Source organism: Microbacterium sp. Soil_N32 (assembly GCF_057655505.1).
Window position 1 is genome coordinate 46948 of sequence record NZ_JBDGME010000015.1, and the last position, 13486, is coordinate 60433.

General features: G+C 71.7%; 13 protein-coding genes. 10 read left to right on the forward strand and 3 right to left on the reverse strand.

Features of this window, described 5'->3' with window-relative positions; genetic code table 11:
- The first annotated feature begins 10 nt into the window (after nt 1–10).
- Together arfB and AC3A3J_RS03660 are read left to right on the forward strand one after the other, a co-directional pair.
- A complete protein-coding gene (gene arfB, locus AC3A3J_RS03655) occupies nt 11–451 on the forward strand; it encodes an alternative ribosome rescue aminoacyl-tRNA hydrolase ArfB (protein WP_487670998.1) in 441 nt (146 codons plus the stop codon).
- 298 nt (nt 452–749) lie between these two features.
- Nucleotides 750–1100, forward strand: a complete 351-nt coding sequence (locus tag AC3A3J_RS03660; RefSeq protein WP_487670999.1) for a magnetosome magnetite crystal formation protein family — start codon at nt 750–752, stop codon at nt 1098–1100.
- 35 nt (nt 1101–1135) lie between these two features.
- Here the strand turns inward: AC3A3J_RS03660 and AC3A3J_RS03665 are convergent, their stop codons facing one another.
- Nucleotides 1136–1747 carry a TetR/AcrR family transcriptional regulator gene (locus AC3A3J_RS03665; RefSeq protein WP_487671000.1) on the reverse strand — a complete coding sequence of 204 codons (612 nt, stop codon included), beginning with the start codon at nt 1745–1747 and terminating at the stop codon, nt 1136–1138.
- Between the two features lie 69 nt (nt 1748–1816).
- Between AC3A3J_RS03665 and AC3A3J_RS03670 the strand changes: the two genes are divergently transcribed.
- On the forward strand, nt 1817–3133 hold the full coding sequence (locus tag AC3A3J_RS03670) for an MFS transporter (RefSeq protein WP_487671001.1): 1317 nt from the start codon (nt 1817–1819) through the stop codon (nt 3131–3133).
- 2 nt (nt 3134–3135) lie between these two features.
- Here AC3A3J_RS03670 and AC3A3J_RS03675 read toward each other — a convergent pair whose 3' ends face one another.
- The gene (locus tag AC3A3J_RS03675) at nt 3136–5211 is read right to left on the reverse strand and encodes a bifunctional lysylphosphatidylglycerol flippase/synthetase MprF (protein WP_487671002.1); all 2076 of its coding nucleotides are present in this window, start codon (nt 5209–5211) and stop codon (nt 3136–3138) included.
- A gap of 54 nt (nt 5212–5265) precedes the next feature.
- Here AC3A3J_RS03675 and AC3A3J_RS03680 point away from each other — a divergent pair, with 54 nt between their 5' ends.
- The 3 genes from AC3A3J_RS03680 to AC3A3J_RS03690 all read left to right on the forward strand — a co-directional run bounded on the left by AC3A3J_RS03680 (nt 5266) and on the right by AC3A3J_RS03690 (nt 8293).
- Nucleotides 5266–5640: a PLD nuclease N-terminal domain-containing protein gene (locus tag AC3A3J_RS03680; RefSeq protein ID WP_487671003.1), complete on the forward strand. Its 375-nt coding sequence runs from the start codon at nt 5266–5268 to the stop codon at nt 5638–5640.
- Complete coding sequence (gene menD, locus AC3A3J_RS03685; protein ID WP_487671004.1) at nt 5637–7337, forward strand: 2-succinyl-5-enolpyruvyl-6-hydroxy-3-cyclohexene-1-carboxylic-acid synthase; 1701 nt, start codon at nt 5637–5639, stop codon at nt 7335–7337. The genes AC3A3J_RS03680 and menD overlap by 4 nt, the downstream gene beginning before the upstream one ends.
- 98 nt (nt 7338–7435) lie before the next feature.
- Nucleotides 7436–8293, forward strand: coding sequence for a polyphosphate kinase 2 family protein (locus AC3A3J_RS03690; RefSeq protein WP_487671005.1), 858 nt, complete (start codon nt 7436–7438; stop codon nt 8291–8293).
- 24 nt (nt 8294–8317) lie between these two features.
- Here the strand turns inward: AC3A3J_RS03690 and AC3A3J_RS03695 are convergent, their stop codons facing one another.
- Entirely contained in the window at nt 8318–9571 is a 1254-nt protein-coding gene (locus AC3A3J_RS03695) for an isochorismate synthase (protein ID WP_487671006.1), read from the reverse strand.
- A 52-nt stretch (nt 9572–9623) separates the two neighbouring features.
- On the opposite strand from AC3A3J_RS03695, the gene AC3A3J_RS03700 reads away from it, so the two are divergent.
- From AC3A3J_RS03700 to AC3A3J_RS03715, 4 genes are all read left to right on the forward strand, one after another.
- Nucleotides 9624–10193 carry a DUF402 domain-containing protein gene (locus AC3A3J_RS03700; RefSeq protein ID WP_487671007.1) on the forward strand — a complete coding sequence of 190 codons (570 nt, stop codon included), beginning with the start codon at nt 9624–9626 and terminating at the stop codon, nt 10191–10193.
- Entirely contained in the window at nt 10168–10926 is a 759-nt protein-coding gene (locus AC3A3J_RS03705; protein ID WP_487671008.1) for a class I SAM-dependent methyltransferase, read from the forward strand. Before AC3A3J_RS03700 ends, AC3A3J_RS03705 begins: the two co-directional genes overlap by 26 nt.
- Nucleotides 10927–10967: 41 nt before the next feature.
- A complete protein-coding gene (locus AC3A3J_RS03710; protein WP_487671009.1) occupies nt 10968–12029 on the forward strand; it encodes a polyprenyl synthetase family protein in 1062 nt (353 codons plus the stop codon).
- A gap of 65 nt (nt 12030–12094) precedes the next feature.
- Entirely contained in the window at nt 12095–13468 is a 1374-nt protein-coding gene (locus tag AC3A3J_RS03715) for an FAD-dependent oxidoreductase (RefSeq protein ID WP_487671010.1), read from the forward strand.
- Nucleotides 13469–13486: the final 18 nt, after the last annotated feature.

Here is a 13486-nt window from a genome sequence, read left to right on the forward strand (position 1 = left end):
CATGGATGCCATGCCTTCCGTTCCGCGCCCCGGTCTGCGGGTGACGCCGAACCTGGTGATCCCCGAGGCCGAGTTCTCGTGGCAGTTCTCACGCTCGTCGGGTCCGGGCGGGCAGGGTGTGAACACCGCCGACTCCCGCGTCGAGTTGGTGTGGGATGCCGGGCGCTCGGCCGCGCTGTCACCGGTGCAGCGCGAACGTCTGCTGGCGCGGCTCGGCGGGCGGCTCGTCGATGGCGTGCTCACGATCGCGGCATCCGAGCATCGCGCGCAGTTGCGCAATCGCGAGGCGGCGCGCGAACGGCTCGCGGCGCTGATCGCCGAGGCGGTGCGCCCGCCCGCCGCCCCGCGTCGGCCGACGAAGCCCAGCCGCGGGTCGAAGGAACGCCGGCTGGGCGCCAAGCACCGCCGCACCGACGTGAAGAAGATGCGTCAGCGCCCGCGCGACGCCTGACCGGCGAGTTATCCACAGGCCTCTCCGGGGCGGTTCGTGTTCGTGGCACCCTTGTCGCTGCTCGCTCAGGGGGAGCGGGCTCGACAGGAGGAACTCATGACCGACCCGCGCCATGCTTCGGCCCACCCCGGACCTGTACCGCAGACGTCTCCCGCTCATGCCGCACCGCCGGACGCCGGGTATCCCGCTCCGCAGTCTCCGGCGTACCCACCAGCGAGCGGCGCGCCCGCGGCGCAGGGGCCATACGGCTTCATGCCGCCGAGCGGGCGCCGATTGATTCTGGGGCCTGCTCTTCCTCGTGTGCATCCCATACGCCGGCGTGATCGTCGCGCTGATCGTCGCACTCATTCAGCGCTCGGGCGCCCGCCGGTCTCCGTACGAGATCGTCCGCGAGAACGCCCGGTGGGCGGCGAACTGGGCGCTGAGCTTCGCCCTCTACGGGTTCGTGCTCCTTGCGGGCACGACCGCCGCCGCTGTGGTCACGGCGGAGATGTCGGTCGACGGGAAGCCGGCCCCGTGGGTCATCGCTCCCTACCTCGCCTTGGTCGCGGTCGGGATCTACTGCCTCGTCACGCTGATCCGGGGCTGCGTCATCGCCGATCGGGTCGTGCACCGCCCGGCGCTCGCGATCCCGTTCTTCCGGAGCTGACCCGCGGGCGATCCGCACTCCGCTTCGAGGAGGCGTCAGGCCTGACCGGCCGACGCCTCCTCGATGCGTGCCCAGCCGTGCTCGAGCACGGTGAAGCCGGCTTCGAGGGTGGCCAGCTGGTTCTCGCTGTCGGTGACGAGCAGCTGCAGTTGCAAGACGAAGCGCGCGTAAACCGCGACCTCGGGGGTCGGTGCATCCATCCCGAGTTCGTCGGCGATCGCCGACGCGAGGGCGTCTTCGTGGCGCAGCCACATCTTCGCCGCGTAGTCCCGTAGCGCGGGGGTCTCGTTGAGGAACCGCAGGAACATGCGCGAGACATCCTCGCCGTGCTCATCGAGATTCGTGCCGATCTCGCGCGCATAGAAGTCGTGGATGGCGCGATTGATCGACGTGCCCGCGGCGCGGTCGCGCACCGCCCCGACGAGTCGATCGCGCTGCTCGTCGTCCTCGTCGAAGACGAGCGCCTCCTTCTGGGGGAAGTGCGCGAACACGGTGGTCGGGGAGACGTCGGCGGCATCCGCCACCTCGCGGATGCTCACGCTGTCGAAGCCGCGCTCGAGGAACAGCCGCGTGGCGACGTCGGAGATGTTCTTCCGGGTGGCGGCCTTCTTGCGCTCGCGCCTGCCCATCGGTGCGGGTTCTGCCATGCCATCACTCTAACTGCATCCGCGTCGAAACTGTATTGACTATAAGACTGGTATCGCTACACTTTCGGTATGACTCCACTTACTTCCCCCGTTGCGCGCACCTCCCGCCGCGCCTGGATCATGCTCGTCGTTCTGACGATGCTCACCGTCGTCGGCATGACGATCGTCCTTCCCGTCCTCCCCTTCGTCGTGCTGCAGTACGTCAGCCACGAGGCCGATCTCGCGATCTGGGTCGGCGTGCTCGAAGCGATCAACGGCCTGTGCGCGTTCCTGGTCGCTCCGTTCCTCGGCCTCCTGTCCGATCGGTTCGGGCGCCGACCCGTGATCATCGGTGCGGCGTTCTTCGCCGCGCTCTCGATGGCGATGTTCGGCATCGGAGGCGCCCTGTGGGTGCTCGTGCTCGCGCGGGTCATCCAGGGGCTCACAGCCGGCGACATGCCCGCTCTCTTCGCCTATCTCGCCGACATCACGCCGCCCGAGAAGCGGGCGCAGCGGTTCGGTCTGCTCGGCGCGCTCTCCGGCATCGGAATGATGGTCGGCCCCGCGCTCGGCGGCGTCCTCGCGGCGGTCGATCTGCGGCTGCCGGTGTTCCTCACCGCCGGTGTGGCGCTCACCATCGCCGTGCTCAGCCTGTTCCTGCTGCCCGAGAGCCTCGCCCCCGAGAACCGCATCCGCGCGATCCGCGCACGCGACGTGCATCCGTTCGCCGTGTTCCGCAACGCGTTCGGCCGTCGCGAGTTGCGCGCCCTGCTCATCGCCTTCGCCCTGATGGCCCTGCCGTTCGGCTTCTTCGTGAACAACTTCAGCGTGCTCGCCCTCGACTCCCTGACGTGGGGACCGACGCAGATCGGTCTGCTCACCGCGGGCGTGGGCGTCGTCGACATCCTCATCCAGGGTGTGCTGCTCGCGATCCTGCTGCCCCGGATCGGCGAGCGCGGCGTCGTGGTGAGCGCGATCGTGGCGCAAGCGCTCGGCCTCGCCGCTCTCGCGATCGTGGCCTCGGTGTTCGCCCAGCCGTGGGTGTTCATCGTCGGCGCCCTGATGCTCGCCGCCGGACAGGGCGCGTCGCAGGCCGCGATGGACGGTGCCATGTCGAACGCCGTCGGCGACGACGAGCAGGGCTGGCTCGGCGGGGTCACGCAGTCGCTCACCGCCGCGATGAACACCATCGCCCCGCTCATCGCCGCCGCCCTCTACGCGATGGTCAGCCACGCAGCGCCCTATTGGCTGGGTGTCGCGATCATGGCGCTCGCGGCCGTGGTGGTGCTCCGCGCACACATCCGCAACACGGCGACGACATCCGGCTCCTCGGGCGGTCCGCTCGACGTGACGGACGTACCCGCCATGCCGGTCGACGCGCCGGCCTCACCCGCCGTCCGCGCCTGAGGTCAGTCCGTTCCGCCCCGCACCAGCTCCAGACCGGCGCCGGCGAACTGCCGCAGTGTGGCGTCCGGGAGGAAAGCCCTGGTCAGTGCCCCGCCGATGCGGGCGAGGTCGCTCTCGTCGCGATACAGCAGGTACAACGTCTCGTAGCGGGGGTGGAACTTCTGCTTGAAGCGGTGCAGCGACGCGAAGCCGTAGACCGGCTCGAGCGCCTCCGAGAGCCGGTCGCTGAGCGTGGCGATGAGTCCGGCATCCGGGGGGTATTCGTGAGCGAGGGGGGCGCCCGAGAGCGACATGATCTCCGCGCCCTCCTCGGAGAACTGCCGGGCGGATGCTCCGATCAGGAACTCCATGACGGGACCGAACCCGCCCTCGCGACGGCGCATGAGGTCGAGGGTCCAGCCGCGCACCGCGCCCCCCTCGCCGTACACCGGGAGCCAGGACAGGAACCCGTCGACATCGCCGTTCGGGGCCACCGCCAGGGCCACCCGCGCCTCGGGGTCGGCGGCCTCCTCGAGCGTGCCGAGGGTGAACCGCATCTCGGGGAGGTCCTTGTCGCCCACCCACGCCTCCGAGATCGCGCGCAGCTGCTGGCGGATGCCCCACGGCTCGTCTTTCAGGCGGGTGAGACGGAAGGTCATGTCCTCGCGCCCTGCGCGGTTGAGCGAGGTGCGGACGGGGGCCCACTGCTTGCCGGTGAACTCCAGCCCGGGCAGGTCGACGATGGTGTCGTCGGCGACGACCAGGCTGCGCCAGCCCGCGGGCACGGCGGCGCGGGTGGCCTCGTCGGCGCTGAAGAAGCAGGGGACGAGACCCGCCCCCTCCGCGGCGCGGATGAAGTCGGCGACGGCCTCCCCTCGAGCATCCGGCGGACCGATCGGGTCCGCCAGCGCGAGTGCGACGCCGTTGCGGCGCTGGTACGCGACCACGCCGCCCGCGACCCGGGCGTAGGCGTTGCCCTCCCAGGTCGCCATCCACGAGAGGGTGCCGCCGCCGTGCGCCCGCAGCGCGTTCTTCACGTCGTCGACGTCGGGCACCGGCGACGCGCCGAGAGTCGAGCGGCGTCGCGCCCGGAACGCACCCCGCACCGTCACGAGGAAGACCATCACGAGCAGCCACAGGAAGCCGTTCGCGAGCGCGAGCTCGGTCTCGCCGTCCCACCGCAGATCGACCTCCGCCTGGCTGGTGATCGTGATGAGGGCGACGATGAGCGCCGCGAGCAGCACATTGAACGCCCCCAGCAGCAGCGCGACGATCCAGGCCCACCGGCGTCCGCGGCGCAGTCCGCTGGTGAGCACCGCGATCACCACCAGGTCGATCGCGAGGTCGATGAACCCGCCGGACGCCGGTTCGGTGGGACCGAACGGGCCGTTCGTCGGCACGAGCACCGTGATGATCTCGACGGCGCCGAGCACGAGCACGCTGATCACGGCGATCAGTCGCTGCTCGCGCACCGTGGTGCGGCGCACCCGCAACGATCGGTCGACGATCAGGATCAACAGCACCGCCAGCAGGTGTTCGAGGTCGGCGAGCGTGCCCCAGAACAGCATCGCGATGAAGACGAACCCCAGCAGCACCAGCCAGCCGCGTACCCGCCACGGCGCGCGGAAGAGACCGACGGCGGCGGCGATGCACGCCATCGTGCCCCCGGATGCTCCGACGTCGAGCGCCTGCGCCTGCGTCGTCGCCCATTCCCAGGGGAACTGCGAGAGCACGAGAAGCACGAGGGCGGTGGCGAAGATCGCGAACAGCTGCCCGACCGCGTAGTACGCGACGGCGACCAGCGATCCGCGGCGGTATTCGAGGTACGCCATGCCCCAGAAGCCCGAGAGGGTGAAGAGGTATACCCACGGTTGGTTGACGAAGAAGGTGCCGGTCAGGGGCGTCCACCATCGCCCCTCCGCGAACTGCGGGAGGCCGTACGCCACGTCGGCGAACAGCGCCGAGTCCTCGAACGGGCGCCAGAGTCCCTGCCACACCACGCCCACCACGAGGATCAGCGCCACGAAGGTCAGTGTCGCGGGCATCCGCCGCAGCACGCCGAGCACCGGATGCGATGAGGGCTCTCGTGCCTCGCTCATGCGCTCACTGTAGCGACCGACCCCCCGCCGCGTGCAGCCGCCTAGACTGGAAGGGTGGCGAGACTACTGATCGTCGGAGGCTTCCTGGCCGCCGTCTTCTGGGTGTTCAGCATCGTCGACTGCGCCGTGCAGCCGCCGACGCGGCACCGGGGTGTGCCCAAGGGCGCGTGGATCGCCATCGTCGTGCTGCTGCCGGTGATCGGCGGCATCCTGTGGTTCGCGATCGGACGTCGGCGCAAGAACGACCGCGGATCCACCCGCCCTCTCGCTCCCGACGACGACCCCATGTTCCTGCAGGGCATCAGCAAGTCCGAGCAGGATGCGCGCATCGCCCGCCTCGAAGAGGAACTCGCCCGTCTCGACGACGAGAGCGACGACCCGCCGGCATCCGGACCGGCCCCCGGACCGACGCCCGAGCCCCGGCCGTGACGTCGTCGCCGGCGGCGCAGGCCGCGGCATCGCTCATCGCCGACCTCGTCGCGAACGGTGTGCGCGACCTCGTGCTGTCGCCCGGTTCGCGGTCGCAGGCGCTCGCGCTCGCCGCGGTGCGCGCCTCCGATGCCGGGCACCTGCGCGTGCACGTGCGCATCGACGAGCGCGTCGCCGGATTCACCGCCCTCGGCCTCGCCCGCGAGAGCGGTGTCCCCGCGGCCGTCGTGTGCACCTCTGGCACTGCCGCCGCGCATCTGCTCCCCGCGGCGATGGAGGCGTTCCACGCGGGGGTGCCCCTGCTGCTGCTCACCGCCGATCGTCCGCCCGAGCTGCGCGGCGTCGGCGCGAACCAGGCCACGGTGCAACCCGGGCTGTTCGCCCCGTTCGTGCGCGACGCGGTCGACGCCCCGGTGCCCGACGCCGACGGCGCCGACTGGTCGGGTCTCGCCCGGCGCGCGGTCGCGGCGGCGATGGGGGCGGATGCTCCGCACGGTGCCCCGTCGGCCACCGGCCTGCCCGGCGTCGCGGGTCCCGTGCACCTGAATCTGCCCGCGCGCGAGCCGCTGTCGGGGGAGGCGCGCGCGGTTCCCCTCGTCGCCGGGGCGGCTCCGCGGCCCGTTGCCGCCGAGCCGCTCGCGCTGGCCCGCGGCCCCCGCACGGTCGTCATCGCCGGGGCGGACGCCGGTGCCGTCGCCGAAGACCTCGCGCACACCGCCGGCTGGCCGCTCATCGCGGAGATCGTGTCGGGATCGCGCTACGGTCGGCGCCTCGTGCACGGCTACCGCTCCCTCCTGCGGCGCGACGACCTCGGCGGGGCGGTTGAGCGCGCCGTGGTGTTCGGGCATCCGACGCTCAGCCGCGAGGTGGCCGCCCTGCTGTCGCGCGCCGATGTCGAGGTCGTCGCCGTGCGGCACGGGGGCGAAGAGCTCGACCTCAACCACCGCACCCTCGCGGCGGCCTCCGTCGTCGTCGACCCGGCATCCGCGCCGAGCGCCGACGACCGGGCGTGGCTCGGCATGTGGCTCGAGGCATCCGCCGCGGCGCTCGTCGACGTCGCCGAACCGGCGCCCGATCTCGACGCCCTCACCTCCACCGACGCCGCCGCCCGCCGCGATGCGGTGGCCGACGAGTTGGCTGCGGTGCGCCGCCCCCTCGACCGGTCGCTGCTGGTCGACGCGGTGTGGCGGGCGACCTGGCCCCACGACCGGCTCGTGTTCGGGTCGTCGCGTCTGGTGCGCGTCGCCGATGCGCAACTGGCCGGCAAGAAGGTGCCGGTGCACGCCAACCGCGGGCTCGCGGGCATCGACGGCACGATCGCCACCGCCACGGGCATCGCGCTCGCGAGTCAGGTCGACGGCGCCCCTGGGGTCACGCGCGTGCTGCTGGGCGACCTCAGCCTCCTGCACGACGTCGGAGCGTTCCTGCTGCCGCCGGACGAGGCCGAACCCCGACTGCAGGTCATCGTCGGCAACGACGGCGGGGGCACCATCTTCGACGGACTCGAGGTGGCGGGAACGGCCCCCCGCGCCGACCTTGATCGCGCCTTCTACACGCCGCACACCGTGCGGCTCGAGCACATCGCCCTCGCCTACGGGTGGGAGTACCGGCGCGTCACCACGCGGTCGGCGCTCGATCAGGCGCTCACGCAGCCGGTCGGCGGCCGCCAGCTCATCGAGGTGCCGCTGGCGCGCTGAGCCCTCTGGGTCACGCGGCGCGCAGACGCGCGGCGCAGTTGTGCGCAGACGCGCGGCGCGGGGGTGCGCCGACGCGCGGCAGCGGGCAGGATGGGCGCATGCACCACGAGCTGCCCGACGCGCACCACTGGACTCAGACGCTCCGCGTCGACGACGGCTTCCGTCTCGCCGACGTCGACCCCGACGCCACTCCCGGTTATCACGGACGCAAGGCCGACGGGGCGCGCGACCTGGCCGAGGGGCTGCAGACGCTGAGCGACCTGCAGGAGCGCCTGTTCGCCGAGAGCCGCACCGGCACCGCGAAGGACGCGGTGCTGCTCGTGCTGCAGGCGATGGACTCGGCGGGCAAGGGCGGCATCGTGCGGCACGTCGTCGGCGGCGTCGATCCGCAGGGCATCAGCCTCGCGGCGTTCAAGGCGCCGACCGACGAGGAGCGGTCGCACGACTTCCTCTGGCGCATCGAGAAGCGGCTGCCCGAGCCCGGGTTCATCGGCGTCTTCGATCGGTCGCACTACGAGGACGTGCTCATCGGACGCGTGCGTGGGCTCGCCGACGCAGCCGAGATCGAACGCCGCTACGACGCCATCAACGCCTTCGAGGCAGAAGTTGCGGCCTCCGGCATCCGCATCGTCAAGGTCATGCTGCACATTTCGCCCGACGAACAGAAGTCCCGGCTGATGGAGCGTCTCGAGCGACCCGACAAGCACTGGAAGTACAACCCGGGCGACGTCGACGAGCGCCTGCGCTGGGACGACTACATGGCCGCGTACCAGACCGTGTTCGACCGCACGTCGACCGACGCCGCACCGTGGCACGTCGTTCCGGCGAACCGCAAGTGGTTCGCGCGGCTGGCGGTGCAGGAGCTGCTGCTCGCCGCGCTGCAGGACATCGACCCGCAGTGGCCCGTGGCCGACTTCGACGTCGAGGCCGAGAAGAAGCGTCTCGCCGCGAGCTGATCCCGGCGTCGCAGCTCACGCGGGTCAGGCGAGGGCGTCGACCAGGGGGCGGAACTTCACGCGGGTCTCGAGCAGTTCCGATTCGGGGTCGGAGCCCGCGACGATCCCTGCGCCCGCGTACGCGGTGACCGCGATCGCGTCGTCAACCGCGGTGAACTGCGCGCACCGCAGCGCGATGGCCCACTCGCCGTTGCCCGCAGCGTCCACCCAGCCGACCGGGCCGGCGTAGCGGCCGCGGTCGAACGGCTCCAGCTCGCGGATCACGCCGATCGCGATGGTCGTCGGTGTGCCGGCGACGGCCGCGGTCGGATGCAGGGCGCCCACGAGGTCGAGCGCCGACCCGCCGTCGGCGAGCTCGCCCTCGACGTCGGTGGCGAGGTGGAACAGGTTCGGCAGCTTCAGCAGGAACGGCTGCTCGCTCGCGGCGAGGGCACGCGTGTGCGGGCGGAGCGACGCGAGCACGCTCTGCACGGCGTACTGGTGCTCGTCGAGGTCCTTGCTGCTGGAGGCGAGCGCGGACGACGCGAGGGTGTCGGCGTCGGCGTCGGCCCCGCGGGCCGTGGTGCCGGCGAGCACACGCGCGGTGACGGTGCGCTCGTGCACGGTCACCAGCGTCTCGGGACTGGCTCCGATGAGACCGTCGACGGCGAACGCCCAGGTGTCGGGATAGCCGGTCGACAGCGCCCGCACGAGGCGACGCAGATCGGAGCCGGCGGGGATGCTGCCGGTGAGGTCGCGGGCGAGCACGACCTTGCTCAGCTCGCCGCCGGCGATGCGTCCGAGCGCCTGGCGGACCGCGTCCTGGTAGCCCTGCGGGCTCTGCGCACCGGGTCCGACCGTGCCGGCCCAGTGCGGGCCGTACGGCTCGACGGGGGAGGAAGCGGTGGGCGGCGCATCCGCGTACCGGATGGTCGTGCGCCAGAAGCGGTCGCCGCGGCGTCCGATCACCTCGGAGGGGATCACGAGGATGCTGTCGGCGGCCGACCGCTCGTCGAACGCGAGCGCGCCGAACGCGACGAGGCCGGTGCCGGGGAGTCCGATCGGGTCGTCGACGCGTGCGCTCTCGGAGATCCGGCGCCAGGCGGTGGCGAGGGCGGCGCTGCGGGGTCCGACCGCTCCCGCCGACGCGCTCGCACGCAGCTCGCGCAACGGTGCGCCCACCGCGACGATCCCGTCACCGCGACGCAGCCACGCCAGGGGGCGGGAGGGCGAGGCGAACGCCAGGATGTCTTCGAGGGGTTCGATCTCCCGTGTCTCCACGACCAGCGCGCTGCTCACCGCTCCAGCCTAATCTCCGTGCGGCGCGCGGCTCCGCGCCTAGGCTGAGCGGATGAGCACCACCCGCCCCGAGCCCGGCACCCCGATGATCGTCCAGTGGCGCAAATGGAACGGGGCGCCGCACTGGCGGCACGAGAGCGTCTACCTCGGTGCCGACGAGTGGGGCGACTGGATCGGGCAGCCGACCGGATGGCGCAGTCACCGTCCGGGGCGGGACTACCCGGCGGGCAACCCGAACGTGACGCTGCTGCCGCCGCAGGGCGACTTCGCCCTCACGGTCAACCGACGGCATCCGAAAGGGATGCGCATCTACATCGACCTGGCGTGGGACGTGCGCTGGAGCGACGACCCGTTGCTCGCCACCGGCATCGACATGGACCTCGACGTGGTGCGCGTCGAGGGCGAGCGGGGCACCTGGGTGGACGACCGCGACGAGTGGGCCGAGCACAGCGTGCTGTACGCGTATCCGTCCGACGTCATGGCGCGTCTCGAGGCGTTGGCGCTCGATCTCGAGGATCGGGTGCGCCGCGGGGTCGCGCCGTTCGACGACGCCACGGCGGATGCCTGGCTCGACCGCCTCGAGGCTCTCGGGCTCGATGCGGGTTCACGCCGCCTACACTGATCTGGTGACCCCGAACGAGCCCCGCGAGCCCAACCGTGCCGACCTCGGCAAGGACCCCGCCCGCGTGAGCGGCATGTTCGACCAGGTCGCCGCCGGCTACGACCGCACCAACACGGCGATGACCTTCGGCAACGACGTGCTCTGGCGCGCTGCCACGACCCGCGCCGTCGCGCCGAAGCCCGGCGAGCGCATCCTCGACCTCGGCGCGGGCACCGCTTCGTCGTCGGCATCGCTCGCCCGCAGCGGCGCCCAGGTGGTCGCCGCCGACTTCTCTCCCGGGATGCTCGCCGAGGGGGAGCGCCGCCACGGCGCGATGCGCAACCTCTCGTTCGTGCAGGCCGACGCGACCGACCTGCCCTTCGGCGACGACGAGTTCGACGCGGTGACGATGTCGTACGCGCTGCGCAACGTCAACGACCCGAAGAAGGCGCTGCGCGAGCTGCTGCGGGTGACCAAGCCCGGCGGACGCCTCGTGATCAACGAGTTCTCGACCCCGCCCGGAGCCCTCTTCCGGGGGGCCTACCGGTTCTACAACGACCAGGTGCTGCCGCGCGTGGCCCGTGTCGCCGGCACCAACGGCGAAGCCTACGACTACCTCAACGAGTCGATCCGCGCCTGGCCCGACCAGAAGCGGCTCGCCGCCTGGATCCGCGAGGCGGGCTGGGCCGACGTCGCGTACCGCAACCTGTCATTCGGCATCGTCGCCCTGCACCGCGCGCGCAAGCCCCGCTGATGGGTCAGGCTCGCGTCGGTGGAGACCGGTAGGCTGATCCCGTGACTTCGAGCCCCGTTGCCCCGGGTTCGCGACTGGCGAGCCGACTCGGTTTCAGCGACCGTGTCTTCATCGGCCCTGCCGCCCGTCGCGTCGCCCGCTCCATCGAAGACGGCCTCGAGCTCGTCGAGACCGGGCTCGCCGCCGACGTGCGCGTCGCCGACCCGCTCGCCGACGCCGCGAGCCGATACCTGTACGAGGCGGGGGGCAAGCGCATCCGCCCGGTGCTCACGCTCCTGGCTGCGCAGCTCGGCGACGGCAACACCCCCGAGGTGATCGACGTGGCGAAGGCGCTCGAGATCACCCACCTCGGGTCGCTGTACCACGACGACGTCATGGACGGTGCCGACCGGCGCCGCGGAGTTCCGGCCGCGCAGACGGTATGGGGCAACAACATCGCCATCCTCACCGGCGACATCCTGTTCTCCCGCGCGAGCCAGCTCATGTCGCGCCTGGGGGAGCGGGCCATCCGTCTGCAGGCCGACACGTTCGAGCGCCTCGTGCTCGGGCAGATGCACGAGACGCTCGGTGCCCAGCCCGACGACGACCCGATCGACTTCTACCTGCAGGTGCTCGCCGACAAGACCGGCTCGCTGATCGCCGCCGCGACCCAGGGCGGCGCGATCTTCTCGAACGCCCCGGCCGAGTACGTCGAGCCGCTGCGCGTGTACGGCGAGAAGATCGGCGTGGCCTTCCAGCTGCTCGACGACGTGATCGACCTGTCGTCGAAGCCCGAAGACACCGGCAAGGTCCCCGGCACCGATCTGCGGGCCGGGGTGCCGACCATGCCGTATCTGCTGCTGAAGGCGGGCAAGGCCGCCGACACCACCGACCTCGCGGCGCGCATCGACGACGGGGTGACGCGCATCGCCGACGGCGCCGACCCCGCGATCCTCGACGCCGCCCTCGCCGAGCTGCGCGACCACGCGGCCACGGCGCAGACCCTCGACCTCGCCCTGGCCTGGACGCGCGATGCGATCGATGCGCTCCGTCCGCTCCCGCAGGGCACTGTTCGCGAGGCGCTGACGCGTTTCGCGAAGACCCTCGCCGAGCGCTCCAGCTGACCCGCCGGCGCGGCGGTGCTCCGTCCCGCCGCGCGCCCGGGCCGCAGGCCCACGAAAGGACTCCCATGACCAAGCTCCGTCTGGCCATCGTCGGTGCAGGACCCGCGGGCATCTACGCGGCAGACCTGCTGTTGAAGGCCGAGCGCAAGTTCGACGTGTCGATCGACCTGTTCGAGCAGCTGCCGGCGCCGTACGGTCTCGTCCGCTACGGCGTGGCCCCCGACCACCCCCGCATCAAGGGCATCATCAACGCGCTGCGCGACGTGCTCGACCGCGGCGACATCCGGCTCTTCGGCAACGTGCGCTTCGGGCAGGACATCACCCTCGACGACCTCAAGAAGCACTACAACGCGGTGATCTTCGCCACCGGCGCGATCCGCGACACCACGCTCGACATCCCCGGTATCGACGCGGTCGGCTCGTACGGCGCCGCCGACTACGTCAGCTGGTTCGACGGTCACCCCGACGTGCCGCGCGAGTGGCCGCTCGACGCGGCGTCCGTCGCGGTTCTGGGCAACGGCAACGTCGCGCTCGACGTGTCGCGCATGCTCGCGAAGCACGCCGAGGACCTGCTGGTGACCGAGGTTCCTCAGAACGTGTACGAGGGTCTGCAGCAGAGCGCCGTGACCGACGTGCACGTGTTCGGCCGCCGCGGCCCGGCGCAGGTGAAGTTCACCCCGCTCGAGCTGCGCGAGCTGGGCGAGCTGCGCGACGTCGACATGGTCGTTTACGACGAGGACTTCGACTACGACGAGGCGTCGAAGGATGCCGTGGCCAGCAACAAGCAGGTCATGGTCATCGACCGCATCCTGCAGTCGTGGCGCAAGCGCGACTCGGTCAACAATGCCGGCGGCACGGCGTCGCGCCGCCTGCACCTGCACTTCTGGGCGCGCCCGGTCGAGGTGCGCACCGACGAGGCCGGTCGCGTCGCGGCGCTGGTGTACGAGCGCACCCGTCCCGACGGCCAGGGCGGTGCCGAAGGCACCGGCGAGATGCGCGAGGTCGAGGTGCAGGCCCTGTACCGCGCCATCGGATACTTCGGCTCGCCGCTCGACGGCGTGCCGTTCGACAAGAAGCACGGCGTGATCCCGAACCACGAGGGTCAGGTCCTCGCGAAGGACTCGAACGAGCGCGTTCCCGGCCTCTACGCCACCGGCTGGATCAAGCGCGGGCCGGTCGGCCTCATCGGCCACACGAAGTCCGACGCGATGGAGACCGTGCGTCACCTCATCAACGACCAGGGGTCGTGGTGGCGGCCCGAGGAGCCCTCGGAGGAGGCCATCCCGGCTCTGCTGCAGGAGCGCGGCGTGCTGTGGACCGACCTCGACGGATGGCACCGTCTCGACGAGCACGAGATCGGCCTCGGAGCGCCGCAGGAGCGGGCCCGCGTCAAGGTCGTGCCGCGCGACGAGATGGTGCGGGTCTCGCGCGGCGAGTGACGTGACGGGGGGCCGCGA